At 68.8% G+C, this 24,446-nt stretch carries 16 protein-coding genes and 5 pseudogenes; 8 read left to right on the top strand and 13 right to left on the bottom strand.

Annotated features, from left to right (window positions below; translation table 11 throughout):
- Window positions 1–270 precede the first annotated feature (270 nt).
- The gene (locus tag OG627_RS35330; RefSeq protein ID WP_329072224.1) at window positions 271–627 is read right to left on the bottom strand and encodes a hypothetical protein; all 357 of its coding nucleotides are present in this window, start codon (window positions 625–627) and stop codon (window positions 271–273) included.
- 100 nt (window positions 628–727) lie between these two features.
- On the opposite strand from OG627_RS35330, the gene OG627_RS35325 reads away from it, so the two are divergent.
- Together OG627_RS35325 and OG627_RS35320 are read left to right on the top strand one after the other, a co-directional pair.
- Window positions 728–922 carry a hypothetical protein gene (locus tag OG627_RS35325; protein WP_329072222.1) on the top strand — a complete coding sequence of 65 codons (195 nt, stop codon included), beginning with the start codon at window positions 728–730 and terminating at the stop codon, window positions 920–922.
- Entirely contained in the window at window positions 913–1,866 is a 954-nt protein-coding gene (locus OG627_RS35320; RefSeq protein ID WP_329072219.1) for a hypothetical protein, read from the top strand. Before OG627_RS35325 ends, OG627_RS35320 begins: the two co-directional genes overlap by 10 nt.
- Window positions 1,867–2,184: 318 nt before the next feature.
- On the opposite strand, the pseudogene OG627_RS35315 reads toward OG627_RS35320, so the two are convergent.
- Window positions 2,185–2,349: pseudogene (locus OG627_RS35315) on the bottom strand (IS5-like element IS4811 family transposase); the annotation flags it as partial.
- 110 nt (window positions 2,350–2,459) lie between these two features.
- Here OG627_RS35315 and OG627_RS35310 point away from each other — a divergent pair.
- Together OG627_RS35310 and OG627_RS35305 are read left to right on the top strand one after the other, a co-directional pair.
- Entirely contained in the window at window positions 2,460–2,900 is a 441-nt protein-coding gene (locus tag OG627_RS35310) for a MarR family winged helix-turn-helix transcriptional regulator (protein ID WP_307059686.1), read from the top strand.
- An 83-nt stretch (window positions 2,901–2,983) separates the two neighbouring features.
- The gene (locus OG627_RS35305; protein ID WP_329072214.1) at window positions 2,984–3,874 is read left to right on the top strand and encodes an NmrA/HSCARG family protein; all 891 of its coding nucleotides are present in this window, start codon (window positions 2,984–2,986) and stop codon (window positions 3,872–3,874) included.
- A gap of 213 nt (window positions 3,875–4,087) precedes the next feature.
- Here OG627_RS35305 and OG627_RS35300 read toward each other — a convergent pair whose 3' ends face one another.
- Window positions 4,088–5,740, bottom strand: coding sequence for an IS1182 family transposase (locus OG627_RS35300; protein ID WP_329072212.1), 1,653 nt, complete (start codon window positions 5,738–5,740; stop codon window positions 4,088–4,090).
- 293 nt (window positions 5,741–6,033) lie between these two features.
- Here OG627_RS35300 and OG627_RS35295 point away from each other — a divergent pair, with 293 nt between their 5' ends.
- Both OG627_RS35295 and OG627_RS35290 read left to right on the top strand, forming a co-directional pair.
- Window positions 6,034–7,113, top strand: a complete 1,080-nt coding sequence (locus OG627_RS35295; protein ID WP_329072210.1) for a protein phosphatase 2C domain-containing protein — start codon at window positions 6,034–6,036, stop codon at window positions 7,111–7,113.
- A gap of 492 nt (window positions 7,114–7,605) precedes the next feature.
- On the top strand, window positions 7,606–8,406 hold the full coding sequence (locus OG627_RS35290; protein WP_329073204.1) for an alpha/beta fold hydrolase: 801 nt from the start codon (window positions 7,606–7,608) through the stop codon (window positions 8,404–8,406).
- An 82-nt stretch (window positions 8,407–8,488) separates the two neighbouring features.
- Here the strand turns inward: OG627_RS35290 and OG627_RS35285 are convergent.
- The 3 genes and pseudogenes from OG627_RS35285 to OG627_RS35275 form a co-directional block, all read right to left on the bottom strand.
- Window positions 8,489–10,136: pseudogene (locus tag OG627_RS35285) on the bottom strand (IS1182 family transposase).
- A 129-nt stretch (window positions 10,137–10,265) separates the two neighbouring features.
- Window positions 10,266–10,841, bottom strand: a complete 576-nt coding sequence (locus tag OG627_RS35280; RefSeq protein ID WP_329072208.1) for a transcriptional regulator — start codon at window positions 10,839–10,841, stop codon at window positions 10,266–10,268.
- Window positions 10,841–12,436, bottom strand: a complete 1,596-nt coding sequence (locus OG627_RS35275; RefSeq protein ID WP_329072206.1) for a helix-turn-helix domain-containing protein — start codon at window positions 12,434–12,436, stop codon at window positions 10,841–10,843. Before OG627_RS35275 ends, OG627_RS35280 begins: the two co-directional genes overlap by 1 nt.
- A gap of 93 nt (window positions 12,437–12,529) precedes the next feature.
- Here OG627_RS35275 and OG627_RS35270 point away from each other — a divergent pair, with 93 nt between their 5' ends.
- A complete protein-coding gene (locus tag OG627_RS35270; RefSeq protein ID WP_329072204.1) occupies window positions 12,530–15,253 on the top strand; it encodes a DEAD/DEAH box helicase in 2,724 nt (907 codons plus the stop codon).
- Between the two features lie 215 nt (window positions 15,254–15,468).
- On the opposite strand, the gene OG627_RS35265 is transcribed toward OG627_RS35270, so the two are convergent.
- Window positions 15,469–16,680: an FAD-dependent monooxygenase gene (locus tag OG627_RS35265; protein WP_329072202.1), complete on the bottom strand. Its 1,212-nt coding sequence runs from the start codon at window positions 16,678–16,680 to the stop codon at window positions 15,469–15,471.
- 97 nt (window positions 16,681–16,777) lie between these two features.
- Entirely contained in the window at window positions 16,778–18,286 is a 1,509-nt protein-coding gene (locus OG627_RS35260) for an MFS transporter (protein ID WP_329072200.1), read from the bottom strand.
- Between the two features lie 97 nt (window positions 18,287–18,383).
- On the opposite strand from OG627_RS35260, the gene OG627_RS35255 reads away from it, so the two are divergent.
- Window positions 18,384–19,052, top strand: coding sequence for a TetR/AcrR family transcriptional regulator (locus OG627_RS35255; RefSeq protein WP_329072198.1), 669 nt, complete (start codon window positions 18,384–18,386; stop codon window positions 19,050–19,052).
- Between the two features lie 184 nt (window positions 19,053–19,236).
- Here OG627_RS35255 and OG627_RS35640 read toward each other — a convergent pair.
- The 5 genes and pseudogenes from OG627_RS35640 to OG627_RS35225 form a co-directional block, all read right to left on the bottom strand.
- Window positions 19,237–20,731: pseudogene (locus tag OG627_RS35640) on the bottom strand (DUF4158 domain-containing protein); the annotation flags it as partial.
- Window positions 20,732–20,939: 208 nt separating this feature from the next.
- Complete coding sequence (locus OG627_RS35240) at window positions 20,940–21,455, bottom strand: DinB family protein (RefSeq protein WP_329072194.1); 516 nt, start codon at window positions 21,453–21,455, stop codon at window positions 20,940–20,942.
- Window positions 21,456–21,602: 147 nt separating this feature from the next.
- On the bottom strand, window positions 21,603–23,276 hold the full coding sequence (locus OG627_RS35235) for a hypothetical protein (protein ID WP_329072191.1): 1,674 nt from the start codon (window positions 23,274–23,276) through the stop codon (window positions 21,603–21,605).
- A gap of 274 nt (window positions 23,277–23,550) precedes the next feature.
- Window positions 23,551–23,960: pseudogene (locus OG627_RS35230) on the bottom strand (transposase); the annotation flags it as partial.
- Between the two features lie 68 nt (window positions 23,961–24,028).
- Window positions 24,029–24,340: pseudogene (locus tag OG627_RS35225) on the bottom strand (helix-turn-helix domain-containing protein); the annotation flags it as partial.
- Between the last annotated feature and the right edge of the window lie 106 nt (window positions 24,341–24,446).

Here is a 24,446-nt window from a genome sequence, read left to right as displayed (position 1 = left end):
GCGCCGTACGAGGGCGTGACCTATGGGTTATGCGCTTGGGTTTGGCCGGTGCCCGTGCTACCCGCTCCCGAGAGCGGACTGAGGGCGTCGGCCTCTTTCATGTCCTGGTCGTGTTTCCCGGTGGCAGGGCCGCCTAGCGGCGTCGTACCGCCGGGCGCGTACTGCGGGAGATCTGGCTCGTCCCGCAGCACCCGATCCTGTCCAGCACGTTGGGGGGCCCGCACGAGAAGGGCCCGCACGGTGGTGCGGGCCCGTGTGCTGTCGGCGTCGCTACAGCCAGTGGAGGGCGCGGCGGATGTCGCTCGCGGCCCCGGACAGGTTGTCGGTGTCCAGCCGGGTGCCGAAGTCGTACGGGTCGTCGGCTGCTTCCATGACGCGCTCCGAGGCGGCGTCGAAGATGCCGGCGAACGCCTCGTCGACGCGGGCGGTCTTGAGGGCCTGGACGATGTCGTCCTGGTCGGCGCCGCCGCGCCGGACGGCGTCGGCGAGGAGGTTCAGGGCGGCGGCCGCGGCCGGGGCGAGCACGGTCAGCTCCTCCCCCGCGCCTGTGTCGGCCGTAGTGCCGGTCCGCTCGGCCGTCTTCTCCACGTGGGTAATCCGGGCGAGGGCCGGCTGGTGGTCCGTCATGATGGTGTTCTCCCTGTCTCGTTGTGCGGGATCGGTCGGGAGTGGCGCGCTCTGACAGTGGACACCCTGAACAAGAAAACTGTACCGCATTTTTATGACTATGGATGCGCCACGCGCACGCAAGATCGCCGCCCGGACCCGGGCCACCGCACAACCGTCCTGGCCTCGGCCAGCCGTCGAACCCGACTCGTCGGCCGGTCCGGCCGACGAGAACGCCGCAGGCCAGGAAGAACTGGCCGACATCATTCCTCTGGAGATCTTCGACGCCCGCAAGGAGGCCGAGAAGTGGTGGTGAATATCCCCGATACCTCCGGGGACACCGATCAGCCCGGCGAAGCACGCACCGACCCGTCCACGACGCTGGCCGGGTGGCGTCATTTCCTCAACACGGACCCAGCCGTCTTCGACACGCTCGACGAACAGCAGTGGCGATCCATGAGCCAGCCGTTGCGGGAGGTCGACGACGAAGCCCGCATCGCCTACCACTCCGAACTCCAGGTGATCCGCACCTCGACCGTCAAAGAGATCGCCCACCAGGGACGGCTACTGACCCTGCTCAATCAGCGCGAACATGGCGCCCGGCGCGGAATGATCGTCTCCGGAGACTGGACGACCGGGAAGACGACCGCGCTACCCGGCTCAGCCGGACGTGAACGACGCTGGGCTTGCCGACGGTGTGCTGCCGCCCACGCACCCGGCCAGCGGATCGCGCTCTTCGCACCCGCCCACCACCATCACGTCTGTCTGCGGCACAGCCTATGGGTCGGTAAGGCGGCACACCGTCCACAAGATCAAATCGACCTGGCACAGTTGCCGGGAACCGTCCGCGCTCAGCGCTGGCACCGCCGACTACTACGCCGCTACGGGGTCGACTTGATCACCCAATGCCTGCACGCCGCCCGGGGGTTCTGGCAGACGCTTGCCGCCCGCTACTTCGCCCATGGCCACGGCGCATTCCACGACATCATCCGCAAGCAGGCCGGCGCGCGGACCGGTTGGGGACCGGGGCTTTACGCGATGGCCTATCCCGGCATGGTCGCCGCCATGTCCCTCGCGGTGATGCCCTCCTGGCGCTCGATCGTGGCCGACAGTGGTCACCCCGATGACATCGGTCGAGTCCTCGCGGAGTTCCAACGCCGCCTGCCCGTCGGCGCTCCTCACCTGGCCGGTCCCGCCCTCGTCGGCCTTGGTCAGCTTGTCGTTTATGGTCCGAGGTCGAACGCGGATCGAACTTGGTGAGCGTTTTCGCAGTTCACAGGACGTGAAAGCGGCCTTCGGCTGATCCTTTGCTCCGTCACAGAGGCGGAGAACCAGCGCGAAGGCCGTGGTCGTGAGTTTGGTACATCAGGGCGTCCTGCGGGATGCGTTCGCGGAAGCGTCACACTTCCGGTCGGAGTTGTATCCGGCCCCTCGGGTTGCTGCCGATCACTCTGTTCGCGCTCTTCGTCGCCGTGACCGCATCACCCCTCTACCGGCACCTGGCCTGGACAGCCGAAGCACGGAAGCTGATGAGCGACAACGTCGGTTAATGCAGTCCATCCCATCCTCAACGCGAGAACGCGGAAGATAAAGAACAAGGCCGGGGGTGTTCTTCGGCCGACTCACCGTCTTCAACGTGAGTCCGAGGTGTCTCTTTGCCCAGGTCACGAGCTGTCCGGCATAGCCGGAGTCGGCCCAGGCGATCGTGATCTCGGGGTGCATGGGCCGCAGCCGGCGCGCGACCCGTCGCGCGCCGGTAGAGGCGCCACCTGAGAGTGAAGGGAGTGAGTGGCGTGGTCTGCCGGCCCGCGACGAGTAGGCTGATCGTTCATCATCGGACGGGGGAGGCTGGCGTGGACTATGGCGATAAGCTCTTCTGGCTCTCGGTTGTGATTCAACGCAAGTACGCGCAGATCTGCGCCGAGTTCGACCTGACCCCCTCGCAGGCCACGCTGCTCTGCGCAGTCAGGAACGAGCCGCGGCAGATGGCTGACCTCGCCGCGTCGTTGGGTATGACCAAGAACGCATTGAGCCAGCTGGTCGATCGCACCGCGCGGCGCGAGTTGGTTGGCCGGGCAAGCTCGGCTCAGGACCGACGGGTCGTCATGCTCAGAGCGACGCCCACGGGGAAGGTGCTCGGCGAGGCCGTTTACGCCGAGGTCGCCAAGCGCCTGCCCGAGATCGCGAGGAACCTCGACGCCGACGACCAGCGCGACTTCGAGCGCGTGGCCACCGCCATCGTGGACACCTCGGACCTCTCTTCGCCCACCTCGAACCAACCCATCACACCGTGAGGTCCCGCTACATCCGCACCTTGACGTAGTTCATGCCGTGAACTAGTTTTGTTCACGGCATGAACTACTGAAGGGTGGCAGCGATGAGCACACAGACGACCGGCACGATCGCAGTCTTCGGCGCGACGGGGCAACAGGGCGGGGCGGTGGTCGACGCGCTGCTGGACCACAAGGCGCGGGTGCGGGCTTTGGTCCGCAACCCGCAGTCCGACCGGGCTCAGGCGCTGGCCGCCCGCGGCGTCGAGCTGGCGGCCATCCGGGCCGACGACCCGGCGTCGCTGGCCGCCGCGCTGGAGACGGTCGAGGGGTTCTACTTCATGACCCCGGAGGCGAACAGCCTCGAAGAGGTCGAGGCGGAGATCCGCATCGGTACCGCGCTCGTCGACGCGGCGGTCGAGGCGGGCGTCCCGCACGTCGTGTTCAACTCGGTCTTCGGAGCGGACCGGGAGTCGGGTGTGCCGCACCACGACTCGAAGCACTCGATCGAGGAGCACCTGAGGATGTCCGGCCTCAGGGCCACGATGGTTCGCGCGACCGCCTTCATGGAGAACTTCGCGAGCGTGATGGCACCGAGCCTGGAGCATGGGGAGATCGTGCTGAGGCTGCCGATGCCGGAGGACGTCGCCCTGAAGATGATCTCGGTCAGGGACATCGGCCGGGTCGCCGCCGCGCTCCTGCTCGACACCGCGGAGGCGCCCGGCGGAGCCGTCGAGCTCGTCGGCGACGAGCTGACGGGCCCCCAGATCGCCGCGGCGTTCGGCGCGCGCGCCGGGCTCCCGGCACGGTACGAGGCCCTCCCGTTGAGCGTGCTTCCCAACGACCTCGACAAGGCGATGTTCCGCGAGTTCGCGAAGGCGCCGGAATACCCTTCGGACCTCGCGGTGGTGCGCTCGATCGAGCCGGCCACCCTGGACCTGGTCGAGTGGATCCGAGCCACCGGCTGGACCGCGCCCGCAAACGTGGCTGGTTCCTGAGCCCCCGGCCGCGATGAACGCCCCGCGATCGTGCCCACGGTCTCGGCGCTCTGGGCACGGCAACGCATCCGCTAACGGTTGAAGTAGTCACGAAGCTCCCGGGGCGTGCCCGAGGCCGACACCGGCACACTCGTTGTCGAGAGGCCGCCGGTCGACGGCGAGATGAGTGCCTTAGATTACTTGACTCTGTCGGGGATCTTGGAGCTGTCGAGGTCAGGTGCCCAGGGCTCGCCAACTTCGGCCGGGTATCGCGCGTTGGTCGAGGTAGTTCTGGAAGGCAGTCGGTCGGCGGGGCTTGGGGGCTTCCTCGGTTGGAGGCAGTCCGCTGAGGCGTTCGATGTTGACGGCGATGGCCGTCAGGACGTGCTGGATGTGGGCCTTGCCCTGTCCTCGGTAGCGGCAGTGGCGCATGCCGTGTCCGTGGGCGAACTCGTTGACCGTGCCCTCCACTCCGGAACGGACCGCGTAGCGGGTCTTCCACTCGGGCGTCTGTTGCTCGGTGCGGACGCGCAGTTGCAGGTCGCGGAGTTCTCGTAAGGGAAAGCCCACCGTGCGGGCGCTGTCTGCGGTGGTGGTGCACTGGGTGCGGGCCGGGCAGGGCCGGCACTGGCTTTTGGTGAACCTGGCCACGATCAGCGGGGCCGCGGTGGGTGAGGAGGTCGAGTAGGGGCCGTGCCAGCCCTGGCTGACCTGGCCCTGGGGGCAGGTGACCTGCTGGCGGTCGTAGTCGATGTGGAAGTCGTCCCGGGCGAAGCCCTCGTCCCGGCGGTGTTGCCGGGTGGGGTTGCTCCGCAGTGGCCCGGAGACGGTGACCTGGTGTTCACGGGTGGCTTGTTCCAGGTGGGGCAGCGCGGTGTAGCCGGCGTCGACCAGGTGCTCGGCGGGCAGCAGCCCGCGGCGTGACAGGCGGGCGTGGATGCCGGGCAGGATCTGGCTGTCGTGGGTGGTGGCCGCGGTGGTGGCCACGTTCGTGATCACGTTGAGGCTGTCGGGAGCACAGGTCTCGGTCAGGTGTGCCGAGAACCCCTTCCAGCTGATGATGTGTCCGTGCCGTGCGTAGCGGGCCGAGGTGTCATAGGGAGAGACAACCGCCCGGGACGAGGGCGGCAGCCCGGGCCCGCCTTCCTTCTCGGCGGCGCGCCAGCGCAGGCGTCCTGCGGCGTCACGGTGGTAGTTCTGCACCATGATCTGGCGCAGGGCCTGGATGCGAGGGCCGGACGTGCGGTCCGCTCCATGCCGGTAGAGGTGTTCCAGGAGCCGGACGGCGTCGTGTCCGGCGGCAAGGATCCTGGTCTTGGGCTTGGTGGGGTTCTTGCCCAGGCGCACCGGCCGGCCGTAGCGAAGCCCCCAGTCCTCATCGACCAGCTCGTCCAGCAGGTGAGGGGAAGTGCCGGCGACTTCTTCGAGTGCGGCGCGGACCGCCTCGGTGATCAACTCCACGCGGGTCAGGTCACGCACCGCGGCCAGGACGTGGGTGGAGTCCGTGCGCTGCGTGGTGCGCTCGCGCACCAGACCGGCCTCCTTGAGGCGGGCCAGCGCGAGGTCGAGGAGGCGATCAGCACGGTCGCCCTCGGCGAGACGGTCGCGGAAATCGGCCAGCACACTGTGGTGGAACACGTCATCATCCAGCTCCATGGCCATCGCGTACTTGACGTCGATGCGACAGCGAACCGCCTCAGCGGCCTGCCGGTCCGACAGGCCGAGCAGGAACTGCAGCACACAGACGGTGGCCAGTTGAGCAGGCGACAGACCCGGACGCCCGTCACGCGGGTACCAGTCGGCGAAATCCTCGTCACACCACAGCTCATCCAGCCGGTTGCGCACCCATATCGCCGTCGTGCCGCCCGGGTTACTCGCCCGCGCCACCTGCGCGGTCAGAGAAGGGAGTTGCTCACCGGAACAAAGTCGAAGGGACAACGGGCACCTCGACAACTGCGTCGGTCATCGGAACTACCCGAGCATGCCCGTTGACCATGCTCCCGCGCCGCGAAACTCCAGGATCCCCGACAGAGTCAAGCTCAGGAGTGCGCCACGGTAATGCGTCGCATCGACCGCTACACGGAAGGCAGTCAGCTCCCCGATAGTTGACCTTCACCTTGGGAGAAGCCACAGCATCGGTGGGGCCGGGCGATGTGCTCGGCATGAGGAGGAGAGCGGGCATGGGGTTGCTGACCATCGGGACGTTCGCGAAGGCGTCCCGGCTGTCACCGAAGGCGCTGCGTCTCTACGACGAGCTCGGACTGCTGACCCCCGCTCGCGTCGACCCGGTGACCGGCTACCGTCTCTACTCCCCGGAACAGCTGGACCAGGCCCGGCTGGTCGCCTGGCTCCGGCGCCTGGGGATGCCCCTGGCCCGCATCCAGCACGTCTGCACGCTGGAGGCAGGCCCGGCAGCCCGGGAGGTCCGCGCGTTTTGGGCCCAGGTCGAGGCCGACACCGCCGCGCGGCGAGACCTCGCTTCCTTCCTCATCGGCCATCTGTCCTGGAAGGACCCCGCTATGTCTCCGACCACCAAGCCCCTGGGAATCCGTTACGCCGCTCTTTCCGACACGGGCCTTGTCCGCGAGAGCAACCAGGACACCGCCTATGCAGGGTCCCGCCTGCTCGCCGTCGCCGACGGCTTCGGCAGCGCAGGAGCCCCAGCGAGCGCGGCCGCCGTCGAGGCGCTCAAGCGCCTCGAAACCGACAGCATCCCGGCGGGCAATCTCCTCAACGTCCTCGAAGACGCCATCGAGCAGGCCAAACAAGCCGTCAACGGTGTCGCTGGATCCAGCTCATCCCCCGAAGAGGCCGGCACCACACTCACCGCGATGCTCTGGACCGGCTCACAGCTGGCCCTCGTCCACATCGGCGACTCCCGCGTCTACCTCGTGCGCGACGGAGAGCTGTTCCAGATCACCCACGATCACACCATGGTGCAGTCGATGGTCGACGAAGGACGTCTCACCCCGGAGGAAGCCGTCTCCCACCCCCAGCGGGCGCTGCTGATACGAGCCCTGGGCCAGGGAACCGATGCCACCCACGACATGCGCCTTCACGACGCTCAGCTGGGAGACCGATACCTGCTCTGCTCCGACGGCCTGTCGGCCGTGGTGCAGACCGAAGAAATCCGGCGGGTGCTCTCCGAGATCAGCGAGCCCGAGCAGGCCGTCCACGAACTCATCGCCCTCGCCAATGGCTGCGGCAGCCCCGACAACGTCAGCTGTGTGGTCGCCGACGTCATGGAGCTCCAGCAGTAGGAGCGAGCGGCATGCACTTCGAGTTGCACCAGATCCCCTCTCAAGAACTCATCCGTGAAGCCGACGAGTACCGACTCGCCCAACAAGCCAGGAGGGTCGAGCCGACACCCCGACCCATGGCAGCCAGCACCTCGCAACCGACTCCACGGCGCCTGCTGGCCTGGCTCCGCGGGTGAACGACCGCGCTGCCTACGGTTGAGCGGGACACCAACCGTCAGCCTGTCCCGCACAACCGTAGGCACCGCAGGTCAGAGCATCACCCTGCCCACAGTTATCTGGGACAGGACACGGCGCGCCGCCCGCCACCGCGCGGGCTAACATGCGAAACGCCTCGTCCCCGGCAACTCCAGGACACCGTTGGCGAATTCGGCCCACTGCGTACGGGTGGGCACCAGCCCGCGCCGCATGTGGACAGATCGTCCCACTCAAGGGATCGGATACCTGGGGTTCTTGCGGCATGATCGAGTTCGGTATCGATCTATGGAGATCCATATGGCATGGTCTGAGCGCATAGTGACGCGAGACGGTGTGCGACTTGTCTGCCGAGACTGGGGCGGACCGGGCACGCCCATCGTGCTGCTACACGGTCTGGCCGGCCACTCGGGGGAGTGGGATGCAGCAGCCCGGCATCTGAGTCCAGGGCATCGGGTCGTTGCGGTCGACCAACGCGGGCATGGAGCCAGCGAACGCCACGCGCAGGACGTCTCCCGTGCTGCATACGTTGCTGATGTGATCGCTGTTATCGATCAGATGGGGTTGCGACGCCCGGTGCTGGTCGGTCAATCTCTGGGCGGACACACCGCCATGCTCACCGCAGCCGCACATCCTGACCGAGTCCGCGCACTCGTTCTCATTGAGGCCGGCCCAGGCTCTGGGAACCCGGATACTTCCACTGAAATTGGCGTTTGGCTCGATTCGTGGCCGGTGCCGTTCACTACTCGCGAGGCTGCGGCCCAGTTCTTCGGCGGCGGATCGGTCGGTGCAGGTTGGGCGGCCGGTCTGGAAGAACGCGATGGTGGCTGGTGGCCGCGTTTCGATCGCGACGTGATGGTCCGCTCGCTGGCAGAAAATAGCCAGCGCCCATTCTGGGACGAGTGGGAGCAGGTGAGGTGTCCGACCTTGGTGGTTCTGGCTCAGTCGAGTTTCGTCCCGCCGCCGGAAGCTGACGGCATGCTCCGTCGAGGACCCGTCACTGTGGCCGCCAGCATTCCCAGAACCGGTCATGACCTGCACTTGGAGCAACCTGGGACTCTGTGCACCTTGCTCTCGGACTTCCTCGACGGGCTTGCCTGATTCCTGGCCGGCGCTGGACCGAAGCTCAGGAACCGTAATCCTTCCGATTCCACTGTGCTCTTGTCTGCGGGCAGCCGACGCACTACCCAGCTGGCCGGAGGGCTGCTAGGTGAGACGTTCGCGTGCCCGCTCGGGGTGTTTCGGACCACCAGGCGTTGAGCCGTTGGAAGTTCATCGCTGTCGCGGTGAGCTGGTGCTGCAGACGGGCCTTGGCGAGGCCGTGGTAGCGGCATCTTCGCAGGCCGAAGCATCGAATGCCCTGAGAGATCGTGCCTTCGACGCCGGCTCTGCGTGCGTACTGCTCCTTCCACCTCTGGGTGTCTTCCTGGACCCGTGCCTGCTGAATCGCCTCATACTCTGCTTGCGGGCGAAGGGTGATCCGACGACCCATGTCCGATTTGTTGTTGGAACGGGTGCACTGCTCTCGGGTCTTGCAGGGACGGCAGGCAGCCGTCGGAAACCGTGCCCGGACCACGGCCGCCCCCTTCTGAGAGCGGTCTTCCCGCCAACTGGTGGTGGTGATGCCGTTGGGGCAGGTCACCTGCCGGCTCTCCCAATCGACGGCGAAGTCGGCCTGGGAGAATCCGCCGTTCTTGGCCTGCCAACTGGTGGAAGCGAGGATCGGGCCCACCAGGTCGACCTTGTGATTTCGGCGAGCGGCGACCACTTCCCGGGCTGTGGCATAGCCCGCGTCGACCAGGTGGAGGTCGGGCAAGAGATCGCGCTCGGCGAGGTGAGCGTGGATCGGGACGACCAGCCGCACGTCCTGCACGGTGGAGTCGGTCGTAGCAACGTGCGTGATCAGGTTCGGGCTGTCCGGCTCGCAGGTTTCGGTGAGGTGGACCTTGTAGCCGTCCCAGAAGGTGCCGCGCTTCACGCTGCCCCGCGCGTCGGTGTCGTAGGGCGTCACCAACCGCTCCGCGCCTGGTGGGCGGTCCTTGAGGTCGCGACGCCGGACCTGCCCGTCATCGACGAAGTACTGCTGGATCCACATCTGGCGCAAGGTCCGCACCCGGTCGAGCAGAAGAAGAGACGGCGGGGCGTCCGGTCCGTTCAAGGCCATAAGCAGGTTCAACCCGTCGGCACCGATCTGCTCGGTCTGCTTCGTCTTCCCCTTGGGTAGCCGGATGTCCTCGAACCGGATTGCGTACCGGTCGAACCAGTCAGGCGGCACCCAGTCGGCCAACCACTCCGGCTCATGGGCGGCCACGCTGTTCAACGCGGCCCGCAAGGGTCTCGCCGAGCCGAACCAGTCCATTGATCTGCCGCGCGGCGGACAGCACGATCGTAGAGTCCGTGCGCGCACGGCCACCGGCCTTGAGTAAGCCGTGCTCCACGGCGGCCTCAAGAACTCGGTCCAGGAGGTCGACCCCGGCATCTCCCGTAATCAGCCGATCCCGGAACTCGGTAAGTACCGAGTGGTCGAACCCCGGATCGGCCAGCTCCAGCCCCAGCAGGTACTTCCAGTCCAGCCGTCCGCGCACCGCGTCCGCAGCCTGCCGGTCCGACAGACCCTCGGCGAACTGCATGACCGACACCAGCGCCAGCCTGCCCGGCGACCACGCAGGCTTCCCCCTCCTTGGATATAGCCCGGCGAAGTCCGCGTCCGAGAACAACTCACCCAACTCGTCACGAACTCGCATCGCCAGACTGCCCTTCGGGAACGCAGCCCGTGCCACCCGAGCCGTCTCCCCAGGAACTCCGTCGATCTTCCTCGCGTGCAACGACACCGACACCCTCCCCAAACACAACGTCGGCCTTCACGACCACAACGGGGTCATGAAGCCCGACGTCACGTTCGTCCCCGAATTCGCCAACGGTGTCACTCCAGTGCCGGGGGCGAGGCGTGTCAGGTCAGTTCAGGCGGCCCAGCCGATCGACGAGACGTAGCTGTAGGCGTCGAAGTCGCTGCCGAGGTCGTCGAGGATCTCGTCCCAAACCGCGTCCAGTTCCTCCAGGTCGTCGTTCATCCAGGCGTCGACCGCCCGGTCCCAGACGCCCCGGACGTTGACGCTGCGGCTGGACAGGTCCCGCCGGTGCTTGCGGTCGACGCCGACCTGGTTGACCGGGTTGACCTCCACCCGGGTCCCCCGGCCCCCGTTGTTCAGCCGGTGCTTGAGTTCGGCGGCGACGTTGCGGCGGCGCAGTTCCCAGTAGGCGGCGTCCAGGCGGGCGCGGTTCGCCTTGTTCGGGGTGCGTTCTTCGGCGAGCCAGGCCATCAGCGTGCGCGGGGAGACGTGGATGCCGGCGCGGTACATCGCCTCATATCCGGCGTCGGTCTTGGTGAGGTAGCGCAGGCGGGCGGCGAGGCCGCGCTCGCTGTCGACGGGCGAGGCGATACCGGTGACCATGTGCTCGATCGCGATGCCGAGCGCTTCGGCTCCCGGTGCGCCGTCGGCGCCGTATTGGCCGAAGTCCATCCAGCGTCCGGCCATCAGCCGTTCACCCGCCCGACGGTGTACTCACCGGAGGTCTTGCCCTCACCGTGCTTGATCTTCATCTGGGCCACGCCGCGCCCCTCGGAGAAGGTCTGGCGCCAGTCACCGATGACGTGGAGTTCGTCGGTGTGCTTCATCATGCAGATCTCCAGCCCGGCATGGTGGGCCTTGTAGGCGCGGCCGCACTGGAGGGCGTATGCCTGGCTGTGGATGTTGTGCATCCAGTCGGGACGGATCATCTCGCGGTTGTGGATCGACTCCCCCATGGTCGAGATGAACTTGCTGTACATGGCCTTGACGTACTCCAGCGTCAGCGTGTCCCCGTTCGCGATGGCCTCCTCGCGGGCGGCGGACAGGAGCTTGCGCAGGGCATCCAGGAAGTTCTCTGTCGCGCCGGACGTCCAGGACTCGTGGATGACCGGAGCCTCGGTCAAGCCCCACTTCGGGCCGGAGACGCGCAGCAGGAGCCGCAGAGTGGCGTCGGTGACCCACAGCGCGCCGGGCTCGTCGCGGTCCCCGATCGGGTCGGGCAGGTGGGGGTGGAGCCATTCGGCGGGCGTGATCAGGTGGACGCCGCTCCGCTTGGGGCCGACGCCGTCGGCGCCGGTGGTGTGCTCCAGTTTCCCGATCGGGAGCCAGACCTTCATGGCGGACAGGTAGGCGGCGTTGACGTCGAGGGCGGTCACCCGGACATCGCCCGGGACCCGGGCCGAATAGGCCGGGTTCTGGAAGGAGGGGCGCGCCTCCCAGATCAGGTCCGGCTCCTTCTTCGAGGGCTTCTTCAGCACGTCGGGCAGCACCGGGTAGGCGGTGTACTCGTAGCGGGCGGTGGCCCGGGTCTCGTGGAACAGGGTCATGACGTCGGGGATCGCCCGCTTGAGCAGGGACGCGAGGGCGGCGTCCATGTCGCCCCCCGCGCGCTCGGCTTCCTCCTGGACGGCGCGGGTGATGAGCTCGGAGGTCTCGGCCTGGGCGCGGGCGGCCGACCGGGCGCGACGCTGCGGCCGGGTCGGCCCCGGCGCCGGGGCTGGGGCCGGAGAGGCTGCCGGGGCCGGGGAAGCCGCGACCGGAACAGGGCCGGTGTTCGCCGTCGGGGTGGTGGCGGGCTGGCACAGGGCCCCGGCGTGGAGCGGGCGGCCGTCGGTGGACTGGTAGGCCGTCTCGACACCGCAGCGGACACAGGGGCCCGGATCGCCCTCGACCGCGAGGCCGTCGGCACCCCGCAGCGTCTCCAGGCCGCTGAATGCCGCCGGTACCGGAGCGGGCGCCGCCGTGGCAGGGGCGGTCTGCACGGGGGCGAGTTCGTCAGCGAACAGCGCCGCGACCGGGTCCGCGAACTCGGCGGGCCGCGGGTAGATCTCGGCGAGGCCCTTCAGCAAGCGCAGGTAGGGCAGGCGGGCGGGCGGGACGGGGTCGGTGGCGCCGGTCTCCCAGTTCGCGACGGTGCCGCGCTGGACCCCGACCGCGGTGGCGACCTGGGCGCGGGTCAGGCCGGCGGCCTCGCGCAGTCTGCGGCGCTCCTGCGGCGGCGGGATCGCGGCGTTCAGCCGGGCCTCTTCGAGCAGGGCTTCCACACTGATTCCTTCACTCATACGAGAACTGTACCGCATTTGCACGTACATTGGTGATAGATTGTGCATCGGTTGTACGGATGGCTGTGTGGAGACCGCGAGGAAGCAGAGGATATGCAGGAGACGAATCCGCAGGGGACCACCCTTCGGCCGCATCAGGCCGAGGCCGTGGACGCGATCATCCAGGGCCTCTTCCTCCACGGCGGGGCGCTGCCTGCCGGGGGTCTGCGCGGCCAGGTCCACATGTCCACCGGATCCGGGAAAACGATCACCGCTGCCGTGGCCGCGCTGCGCATGGTTCCGCGCGGCGTGATCGGCGTTCTTGTCCCGACGCTGGACCTGCTGACCCAGACGATCGAGGCGTGGCGCCAGGCCGGGCACACCGGCCCGGCCGTCGCGGTGTGCAGCCTGGGAGCCGACCCGCTGCTCGAAGCCCTCGGGGTGCGGTGCACGACCAACCCGACGCAGCTGGCGCTCTGGGCGAGCGGCGGGCCGATGCTGGTCTTCGCGACGTACGCCTCCCTTGCCTCGCAGGGCTTGGCCGACGACCAGGGCGACACCCCGGACGCCGCCGCGCCGGGCGTGCTGGAGCGCGCGTTGCGCGGCTCCTACGGCCAGCGCATGGCCCCCTTCGACCTCGTGGTCGTCGACGAGGCGCACCGCACTTCCGGGGACACGGCGAAGGCGTGGGCGTGCATCCACGACCAGAGGCGGATTCCGGCGGAGCGCAGGCTGTACATGACCGCGACGCCCAGGCTGTGGGAGGCGGGGCCGGGTGCACCGCGCGAGGCCGTCGCGGACGAGGAGACCGGGGCGCTCCCGCCCGGCGGCGGCGAGGCGCTCGGCGGAAAACTCGTGGCCTCGATGGACGACACCGAGCTGTACGGGCCGGTTCTGTTCGAGTTCGGGCTGATGGAAAGTGTCGAGCGCGGCGTCCTGGCCCGGTTCGAGATCGACGTGCTGGAGATCCGCGACCCCTCGCCGCTCACCGAGGAGATGTCGCTGGAGGAGCGGCGGGGCCGGCGCCTGGCCGCGCTCCAGGCCGCGCTCCTCAAGCACGCGGACGAGTCGGGCACCCGCTCGTACATGACGTTCCACAGCAGGACGCTGGACGCCATGGCTTTTGCCCGCGCCCTGCCGGAGACTGCCGCCCGCCTCCATGCCGCAGACCCGGCCGCCTACCCCGCGCGGATCGGCGCGGACTGGCTGTCGGGCGAGCACCCCGCCCCCCACCGCCGCGACGTCCTCGCCCGCTACGCCGACGGACTGGACGCGGAGGGGTGGGTGTGCGAGCTGTCGTTCCTCTCCTCCTGTCGCGTCCTGGGCGAGGGCGTCGACATCCGGGGCAAGCGCGGAGTCGGCGCGGTCGTGTTCGCGGACACCCGCAGCTCGCCGGTGGAGATCGTGCAGATCATCGGGCGCGCCCTGCGCCAGGAACCCGGCGAGGGCAAGATCTCCCGAATCCTGGTGCCGGTGTTCCTGGAGCCGGGCGAGGACCCCGGCGACATGATGGCCTCCCCCAGCTATCGCGGCCTGGTCGCGGTCCTCCAGGGCCTGCGTGCCCATGACGACCGGGTCATCGAGCGCATGGCGCTGCCGACCACGACCGCGCGCGGACAGATCACCTCCGTCCTCGCGCTCGACCCGCAGGAAACAGCCGGCCGCGACGGCGACCAGGACCAGGGCGAGAACGGGGAGAACGCCTCCGACGCGGCGGCCGACCTCGACGGCGACCAGGACGCGGACGCACCCGACGACGCCAGCGCGGACAGCGAGAAAGAGGAAGACCAGGACCAGGACGACAAGAACGAGGACGAGGGTGGGGCCGCTGCGGCGCCGGGCATCGCGGGCACGAACACCCCGCTGCTGCGTTTCTCCGCCCCCCGCGATCCCGCGACCATCGCCCTGTTCCTGCGCACCCGCGTCCTGCGGCCCGACTCCGAGGTCTGGCTCACCGGATACACCGTGCTGCGCACCTGGGTCCGCGAGCACGGCCACGCGGCCGTCCCCAGCGACACCACCGTGCCGGTGGGCGACGACGCGGACCTCTACGGGCTGGGCGGCTGGATCAGCGAACAGCGCCGCGCCTTCAAAGCCGGGACCCTCAAGCCGTGGCGGGCCGACCTCCTGAACGAGCTGGGCATGATCTGGTCGGTCGCCGACGCCGGATTCTGGAAGAAGCTCAGCGCCGCCCGCACCTACCACGCCGCCCACGGCAGCCTCGCCGCCCCGAAGAACGCGGTGATCGACGGAGTAGCGGTCGGCCAGTGGCTCGCCAACCTCCGCAAGCCCGGCGGCCTCGGCAGCGACACGGACCAGACCGAGGACCGGCGCGCAGCACTGGAAGCGATCGACGCGGACTGGCGTCCGAAGTGGCCTATCGACTGGCAGCGCCACTATGCCGCCGCACGCACCCTGCTGGGCGAGGAACAGGGCCCGACCGAGGTGACGCCCGGCGTCACCGTGAACGGAGTCGACGTCGGCACCTGGACCACCCGCCAGCAGGACCCCGCCGTCTGGGCCACCCTGCTGCCCGAACAGCGCGAACGCCTCGAAGCTCTCGGACTCAAGCCCCTGCCCGCGTCCGCCCCGGCCGCCGACGCGACGCCCGCGACCGGTCCGTTCGAGCGCGGCATCACCGCACTCACCCAGTACGCGGCGCGGGAAGGCCACCTCAAAATCCCCCGCCAGCACACCGAAACCGTCGTGATCGACGGGACGGAGCACCAGGTCAAGGCCGGTGTCTTCCTGGCCAACCACAAGAGCCGGCGCACCAAGCTGGGTGCGGACAAGCTGGGCGCGTTCGCGGCGCTCGGGTGCGACTGGGCAGCCGGGTGAGCACCCTGGCGCTGGCGCTGGCGGGCGCCCTCATGGTCGGGTACCTACTGGGCCGCTGGTGCCCCTGGCAGCGGCTCGGTGACTGGGCCCTCGACCAGATCCAGGCCGCCGGACCGTGGGCCCAGGTCATTACATCTCCTGTCGTTGGTGCACTGGTGCTGTCGTCCGTGGCAAGGTGCCGGGGTCTGCGGGCTTCGGCAGTGGCGCCGGCGAACTCAGGGGGCTGCGATGTCGAGGGACTTGCTCTTGAACTGGCCGGCTATGACGGTCTTCATGACGTGCTTGCCGGCCGGGTTGCTGGTCAGCTTCTGGATGAGGGTGCGTACGGTGATGTCCCGGCGGGTCTGGGGGACGAACATCGGCAGTCCCTCCTTACGGCCGAGGTGTTGCTGGGTGGCGATGAAGGGCCGCAGCCTCTGGTCGTACTCGCGCAGGGCCCGGGGGATGTTGTCGGGGTTGCGCTGCAGGGTGGTTCCGAGGAAGTCGGCGCCGGCCAGGGAGCTGGAAGCGCCCATGCCGGAGTAGAGGGTCAGGCACCAGGCGGAGTCGCCGAGGAGGACGACGCGGTCGGTGTGCCAGGTCGGCATCACCACCTGGTGGGTGGAGTCGAAGAGGACATCGTCGGCCTGCTCGAACTGCGTCAGCAGGTTCTCCAGAACGGGCCCGGTGGGCTCGGGCCCGAAGGCGCGGCGCAGGGACTCGATGGGCGGGCGGCGGAACTGGGCGTCCTCGTCGTCGGTCCGGTAGTTGAAGAGCACGCCGGGCTGGTGGTCGGTGAAGGGGAAGACCCAGACGGAGCGGCCCGGCTCGGCCAGGATCAGGCCGTCGTTGGGCCGGAAGCCGGGCACGGCTTCCTTGAGGACGGTGGCGCCGATGATGTGGTGGAAGGGCCGCAGGTAGTCGGAGTCCGGTCCGAAGGCCAGGCGTCGGACGGTGGAGCGCAGCCCGTCGGCCCCGATGACGAGGCCGAAGCGCTCGGTGGTCTCAGTGGTGTCCTCGCCGACGGTAGTGGCCAGGGTGACATCCACGCCGTCGGGGTGCTCGTCGAGGGCGACGGGTGTGGTGCCGTACCGGATCTCGGTCTTCGAGGCGACCTGGTCGTAGAGGGCGGCTTCGATGTCCCCGCGCAGGATGAGGCGCGGCTCGCCGGGGAGGTCGCCGTAGCCCATGCCGGGCCGGCGGCGGCCTTCGCGGTTGATGTCGTAGGTGACGCTGGCGGGGTCGGTCCGGTTACCGATGGCGTCCAGGACGCCCATCCGCTCGGCGGTGGCGCGGCCGGTTTCGAACAAGCCGATGAAGTATCCGGCGGCACGTCGTCCGGGTGCGCGTTCGACGAGTACGGGCTCCCAGCCGATCTCGTGGAGCCGCATGGCTGTGGCCAGTCCTCCGATACCCATGCCCACGATCAGGGCGCGGGGCGTGTTCATCAGGGTCACTCCTTTGTGTGGGGGTGCGGTCCTTGTGGGGGTGGTGACGGTGCCCTCGGCCTTCGCGGGCACCGTCACCGGCGGTGTAGCGGGTTCGTCACATGTGGACGGTGGGGGCGGCGTCGGGGTCGTGGACCGGTGCGCCGCGGCGGAAGAGCAGACCGCAGATGACCATTCCGGCGGCGAAGAGGGCCGCGGACCATCCGTAGGCGGTGGAGTAGCTCTCCAGCGTGGACTGGGCGATCAGGTCGGGGGTGGGCTGCTTGCCGGCGAGGAAGTCGGTGGCGGCGCCTGCGGCCAGGGAGCTGAGCAGGGCGGTGCCGATGGAGCCGCCGATCTGCTGCATGGTGTTGACGCTGGCGGAGCCGACGCCGGCGTCGGCCGGGTCGATGCCGGCGGTCGCGGCGCTCATGGCCGGCGCCATGATCAGGCCCATGCCGAGGCCGAAGAGGAGCAGCGGGGGCAGGACGTGGGCGGCGTAGGTGGAGGAGGCGTCCAGGGCGGTGAGCCAGATGAGTCCGGCGGCGGAGAGGGCCATGCCGAGCGGGACGACCGGCTTCGGTCCGAAGCGGGGGGTGAGGACGCTGGAGGACAGCGTGGCGCTGATCATCACGGCGCCGACCATGGGCAGGAACGCCAGGCCGGTCTCGACCGGCGAGTAGCGCAGGGTCTGCTGCAGGTAGTAGGTGAGGAAGAGGTTGACGCCGAACATGCCGGCAGCGGAGATGAACATCGCGATGGAAGCGGCGCCGCGGTTGCGGTCGAGCAGAACCCGCAGAGGCAGCAGCGGGTGGGCGACGCGGGTCTGGATCCCAACGAACACCGCGATCAGGAGGACACCGGCGGCCAGGAAGCCCCAGGTCCCGGCCGAACTCCAGCCGTCGTGCTCGGCGTTGGCGAATCCGTAGACCAGGGCGAACAGTCCGGCCGTGACGGTGATCGTGCCAGGGACGTCGATCTTGACGCTCCTGTCCCGGCGGTGGCGGGGCAGGAGGACCAGGGCGCCGACCAGCGCGACGGCGGCGAAGATCAGGTTCACGTAGAGGCACCAACGCCAGTCGAGGTGCTCGGTGAGCACCCCGCCCAGCAGCAGGCCGATACCGCCGCCCGCGCCCGCGACCGCACCGAAGATACCGAATGCGGCCGCCCGCTCCTTGGCGTCGGTGAACGTCGTGGTCAGCAGGGCCAGCGCGGTCGGGGCCAGCAGCGCGCCGAAGACACCCTGCAGGGCGCGCCCGGCGACCAGGACCTCGAAGTTCGTGGCGGCTCCGGCCAAGGCGGAGGCCACGGCGAACCCGACGAGGCCGACGACCAGGGTGGTCTTGCGGCCGATCAGGTCGGCGATACGCCCGCCGATCAGCAGCAGGCTGCCGAAGGCCAGCGAGTAGGCGGTTACGACCCACTGGCGGTTGTCGTTCGAGAAGCCCAGGTCAACCTGCGCGGAGGGCAGGGCGATGTTCACGATCGTGGCATCCAGCACCACCATCAGCTGGGCTATCGCGATGACCGCGAGGATCAACCAACGACGGCCATGATGCCGCGCCGCTGACTGATCGGCCCCCGGTGGGCGAACTTCGTTGGTGACGGCAGTCACAGCAATCTCCATAAGAACGACGGAAGCGGAGAATGCATCTCCATTTACGACGCCCACCGTAACACCTAAGTGGAGTAGCCATCTCCACATGCGGGCCTATAGTGGGATCATGAGCCACACAGCCGCCCCCGGACCGCCTCCTGGCGGCACCCCCGCCCGCCCTCTTCGCGCCGACGCGGAACGCAACCGTCAGCGGATCATTGCCGCAGCTCAGCAGGTGTTCGCGCAGCGTGGGATCGACGTAACCCTCGACGACATCGCCCACTACGCCGGCGTGGGAGTGGGCACGGTCTACCGGCGCTTCGCCAACCGCGAGGAGCTGGTCGAAGCGATCTTCGAGACAGAGATCCAGCGCATCATCGATGTAGCGGAAGAGGCCCTGACCCGCGAGGACCCCTGGGACGGGCTCGTCCACTGCTTCACCACGGCCGGCCAGGACTTCGCCGACGACCGCGGCCTGAGAGAAGTCCTGCTCATCGGCACGCACGGCAAGGACCGGGTCGCCGATGCCCGCGACCGGCTCTCGCCCGCGATCAATGCCGTCATCGAGCGCGCCCAGCGCCACGGCTCACTCCGCGACGACATCGAGGTGACGGACTTTCCCCTCATCCAGATGATGCTCGGAACGGCGACGCAGTACAGCCGCGCCGTCTCCCCCGGCCTCTGGCAGCGCTACCTCACCCTGATCCTCGACGGCCTCCGCGCGAACCGCGAGGCCCCCACCCCCCTGCCTCACCTCGCGCTCAGCCAGGAGGAATTCGAACGGGCTGCGCAGTGACGGGCTTATGCCCACACGGCATGATCCGCCCTCCGCGCCGAAGAAGGGTCTGACGGGGCGAGACCAAGGGCTCCGCTCGGTCGCACCACGGGTCCGACGGCCCATGGCGAACGCCACGGGCGAAGCACCGTAGCGGTGCCTGCGCAGACTTTGACGCGCGTCGCGCCGCTCACGCCGCGGACCGGGGCCCGTCCAGCAACCTCGCGCGCGGATCCGCCCATTGGTTCGAGGGGGCGGCGAACACGTCGCGCCGGTTCAGCGCGCGGTGGAGCTGCTCCAGTACACACACCACGTACGCGTCCCGATCGACCGCCCCCTGGAGCAGCTTGGCGTTGGAGAACACCGCTCGCTTCCACATCGCGGGCACCAGCTCGGCGTCGACCTCCCGGGGCAGCAGCGGCCGGTCCTTGACCCGGCGCCGGGAGAGCGCGGGCAAACGACGCACCGCCTTGAGGATGCGCCGTCCGGCTGGGGCGGCGCCCAGCGCGTCCGACTCGCCGAGCAGGGACAGGAACGGGCGCACGGTGTTGTTGCGCAGGGCCAGCTTCTCGCGCATCGCCGCCTCGGCCGAGCCGTCGTCCTCGGGCACCAGGGCCTCGACGGTCGCCACCGCGCCGGCCACCGCCGTACGCGGCACGGCTTCCTCGACCGCCGCCCACAGCGCGGTGGCGTCCAAGTCTGTGTCGTGTTCGACGACCAGGTCCAGCTCCTCGGTGAGGATCTTCGACGCCTTCGCCAGGATGCGGGCCGCCTTCTCCAGCTGCGGCAGCATCGCCAGGCGTTCCCGACCTGACGCCCGGCGGGCCGGGCTGATCAGCCGGTTTGCCATCAGCACCGCGAACAGGTCGAGCGCGTCGTCGACCGCCTGCGTCTCCAGCTGCCGCACCACCGCCGTCAGCAACGCGGTCCGCCGCGGCTCCGGCGCCCGCAGAATCGTCTGCGCCTTGCTCAGCTGCCCGTACCGGGCCAGCGCGGACAGCCGGTTCACCCGGCACCCGGGACAGGTTCACCCGCCCGAGCGCGAACGCGGAGATCTCCTCCACCCGCTCCATCGCGCGGACCATGGCGGTGCCCGTCGTCTTCACCGGCGGTGTGCGCAGGCGCTCCAGCTCCGAGACTTGCTTGCCCTCCGGCGCCACCAACAGTTCGGCCAAGGCCGGCGCGAGTGCCGCAACCGCCACCGAGACACCCGGCAGCAGCACCCGGTTCTTCCGCAGCCACGTCACAGCGTGGTTGAACAGCGCCACCGGCCCCTCGGCGTGCGTCCACGCCCGCCCGTACAGGAAGCTGCGGAACTCCCGCCCCCACCGCCGGTCGGTGAAGTCGCGTTACTTGAACCGCTCCTGGATCTCCTCCGCGTGCCCGTACGGCGTCCTGCGTCGCTCGGAATACCGCTTCACGCGCGACGCGTCCTCGATGCCGAGCTGTCCGGCCAGATACTCCACGACCTCCCACGGCACCGCCAGTGGATCGTCGCCCAGGAACCGGCCGATGTAGCGGACGGTGCAGATCTGCACCGCCATGCCCAGCCGGTGCGCGTCCGTGCGCCGCAGCGCGATCAGGTCACGGTCGTCATCGTCGAGGAAGAAGAACCGCTCCAGCTCCGGGCGTGTGGGCACCTGGGAGAACGTCCCGTACGCCTCGGCCTGCTCATCTTCTTCGCGCTCGGTATGTCTCATGAGACATCCAGCCGACGCAAGCCGGGGCCTGGATCTGCAGGCTACTGAGATTTGATGCGTGATGTCGCTGGGTCGACGTCTTGAATCGCGAAGACGAGGGTTCCCCGCGCGGCATCATGCGAAGATCACCAGTAACGGGCTCTCCCGCATTGGTCGTGAGGCGTGTTGGCCTGGGTCCTGAGGGAAGGGCCCGCTTCGCGGAGCTGCGCTAGTAGTAGCCCTTCGTGCCGTCGAGTAGCTCCCGGACGATGTCCGAGTGCCCCGCGTGTCGCCCCGTCTCCTCGACGAGATGGAGCAGTATCCAGCGGAGGTTGGCGCTGCCGTCGCGGAAGTCGGGGTGGCGGCCGACATCGTCCATGTCGGCCGCGGCAACGATCTCGTTGCCGCGGGTGCACTGGGCCTCGTACTCCGCGAGGAGCTCTGCGAGGGAGCGGCCGTCGGTGTGCCAGTCGGCGTTCTTGCTTGACTCGTCGAATGCGGGGTTCTGCTTCTTATCGCCGCCGAGGAACACCACTTCCAGCCATATGTGCTCGGTCCAGCGCATATGGGAGATGAGACCGGCCATCGTCATGGCCGGTGAGGTCGGGATGACCGGACGGCGCGCGTCCTCGTCGCTCAGCCCTTCGCATTTCCAGCGCAGGATCTGCCGCTGCAGGTCCAGCCAGCCGATGAGCGCGGTGCGCTCGTCCGCTTGGAGCGGGGGGCGTTTCAGTTCCGATGACATGCCGGCGCACGCTACCAGGGCGGTCGGGAGGGGGCGCCTGGATGACGGGCTCTTCCGCGATTTAGGATCTTGGTCACGGTTGGGGACAGCGGGGTATTACTGCTGATCTTCGCATGATGCCGCGGGGCGGGCCCTCCTCTTCGCAGTTCAAGGCACCCAGTGACATGACGCATCAAACCTCAGTAGCGGGGCTGACGACCCCGGCGGGGCCGGATCGGGATGACGGTGGTTGAGACGTCCCTGGCGAGCTGCTGGCGGAGGGCTTCGTTGTCGTGGTGGAGGGCAGCGATCGCGGTGGCAGCGGCCTTGAGCTTGTTCTCCAGGAGGGTGCATTCCTGGGTCTTGGCGGCCAGCCGCTTCTTCAGGTCGGCGATGGTGGCGTCGCGCTGGGACTCGCCGGGGGTGGTCTTGCCGTGAGTGGCGATGTGGGCGTCCCAGTCGGCGAGGACGGCGTAGGCGCGGTTCATTGTGGCGCGGCTGATCTGGGCTTCTTTGTAGAGGTTCTCTTTGGTGAGGCGCCCGTCGGTGCGCTGGGGCCGGCGGGTTGTGGCGGATGTGCCCGGTCAGATAGGTGTGATGGCGGCGACTGCGGGCCTTGGGGGCCGGCTCCTCGCCGTCCATCAGGTTCTCCAGGTAGGTCAGCAGTTGCAGGGCGTGAGTGTGCCTCAGGTCGTGCCATCTCCACCTGCGTGCGGGCAGGTGCGGCGTGGTGGAGTCGGCGAGGGCGGTCATCCACTCCCAGGCCCGGTGCCGGTACCCCTTCCAGGCGTCTGCCCCAGGCATCAGCCCGCCCCGGCAGACGAACAAGGTGAGGGCCTCCAGGCCGAACTCGCCCTCGTAGACAGTGATCCGCCGCAGCTTGGCGGGCATGGCCGACATACGGAACTCGCGGTCGACGCCATCCAGCGTTCCGCGCACCACGCCGCCAGCGACGTCGACACCGGCGACGACGAACAGGTCGCGGGCCTTGCGCTCCAGGGTCCCGGCGGCGGCGCGGACGATGTCCGGAGGTTCGAGCACGCAGAACAGGTCAGCGGACGCGGCAGCGTCTTCGGGGACGTAGAGGGTGCGGGTCTTGCCGTACTTCGCGCACGCCTGCACCTCGAACTCCGAGCTGCCGCCCTGCATCCCGGGCCACAGCCCCATCTCGGGCAGCAGCACTGTGGCCCACTCGCGCCATCGCGCCCCCGTACCCAGGGCCAGGTCCGACCCGGCCCGGTTGCGCAACGGAGCCCAGCCCCGGTAGCCCCGGTTGACCTGCTCGTCCGGCAGCTGCCCGCCCAGGCCGACGTCGCGGAAGTACCGGTACTGCTCGAAGGCCAGGTGCCGGATGTCCATGTTCGACCGCACGCCCGGAGCCAGGGCGTTCCGGCCTCGGGCCGCCAGCCGCACCAGCTGGGCCGGCAGCGAGCCGCGCGCGACGAGGAAGCCGTAGAGATCATCCAGGATGGATGCCTCCTTCCCCCAGGTCCTGGCGGCGACCGGCTTCCTCTGCCACAGACGCCGCCAGTTGCGATAGGCGACCAGGTCGGCCTCCGTCGCGGACAGGACATCGCTGCCCAAGCCGGCGAGATAGCCGTCCAGCCGGGCCGCCATCGGCCCGTAGTCCCGCAGCGTGGTCTCGTCGAGCAGTCCCGTGGACAGGTACCGGCCCCACTCGGACAGAGCGGGCAGCGGCATCATCGTCTCGTCGTCCAGGAATACCGGCATGCCATCCAGCAGTCCCCGCCGCTTCAGCAGCGCGGCCACCTCTTCGGCCGAGACCACCTCACTGTCGAGGTACCAGCCCAGCAACCCCGACTGTACGAAGGCGAACTCCACCCTGATCCCTCCCGGGGCCAAGGCGCACTCCCGTCAGCCCAACTGCCTCATGCCCCACCCGTCACTGGGACTGAACCACAGGCTCCGTGAGACAGAAATGAACAGCGGGAAGAACTCATCAATCAGAAACCCCACCGGCACGAGGCGGACCGTAGCCAGCAGCAGCAGTCGCCCGGAGACCTTTCCACGAACCCCAGCGGCAGCCGCATCCCATGTGCTAGCCGACCAAGATCAATCTCACCGGCACGTTCTGTACCGCAACTAAGGCCGTGTCCTACGTGGTGAGTTTGAGGAGTCGTTTGTAGCAGCAGAGGGTGGCGGCGAGTCCGAGGAAGCCAGGTAGTTGCGGGGGTGGCGTTCGTAGCGGTGGTTGAGTCTGCGGTAGCCGGTCAGCCACGACATGGTCCGCTCGATCACCCACCTCCGGCGTCCCAATCGCTCGCTGGACTCGATGCCTTTGCGGGCGATGCGCACGCCAATTCGCTTACCCTTCAACCATCTGCGCAGGTCAGGGATGTCGTATGCCTTGTCCGCGTGCGGCTTGCCTGGCTTGTAGTGCCAGCCGTTTTCCGGGTCGTGTCTCGTTTGGAGACCGGCGACCATCGGCTTCAGTCCCTGGCTGTCGTGGGTGTTGGCGGCGGAGACTCCGACGATCAGGGGCAGTCCGGCCGCGTCGGACAGGACACGCCGCCCCGTCCGGGGACCAGCTGGGCACGTTGATCGTGCCCTGCCCGCCCTCGATCGCGACGAGCGTCGGCGGCGGGGTGGTGTTCGGCGTTGATGCGCTGGGCTTCTTCGAGCTGGTCTTCGAGGATGACGATGCGGCAGGCGGCCTCGATGGGGGTCCCGTTGTCGACGAGTTCCCGGGCGCGGGCGGCGATGCGCAGCTGGTAGCGGGAGTAACGGCGGTGTCCGCCGGGGCTGCGGAGCGGGGTGATGAGGCGGGCTTCGCCAATCGCGCGGAGGAAGCCCTGGGTGGTGCCGAGCATGTCTGCGGCCCGGCCCATGGTGTAGGCGGGGTAGTCGTCGTCATCGAGACGGCCGAACGAGTCGTCTGCTGTCATTGCACCTCTCTGTGGAACACGCTGGAGGGGCCCTGGTGCCAATGGCACCAGGGCCCCGAAGGAACTGCTACACCATCTGCCGGCCCTGGAACTGCGCCGGCCTTCT

It is taken from the genome of Streptomyces sp. NBC_01429 (assembly GCF_036231945.1).
Lineage (GTDB): Bacteria > Actinomycetota > Actinomycetes > Streptomycetales > Streptomycetaceae > Streptomyces.
Note: the sequence above shows the minus strand (reverse complement) of the source record. Positions and strands in the feature narration are given on the sequence as shown.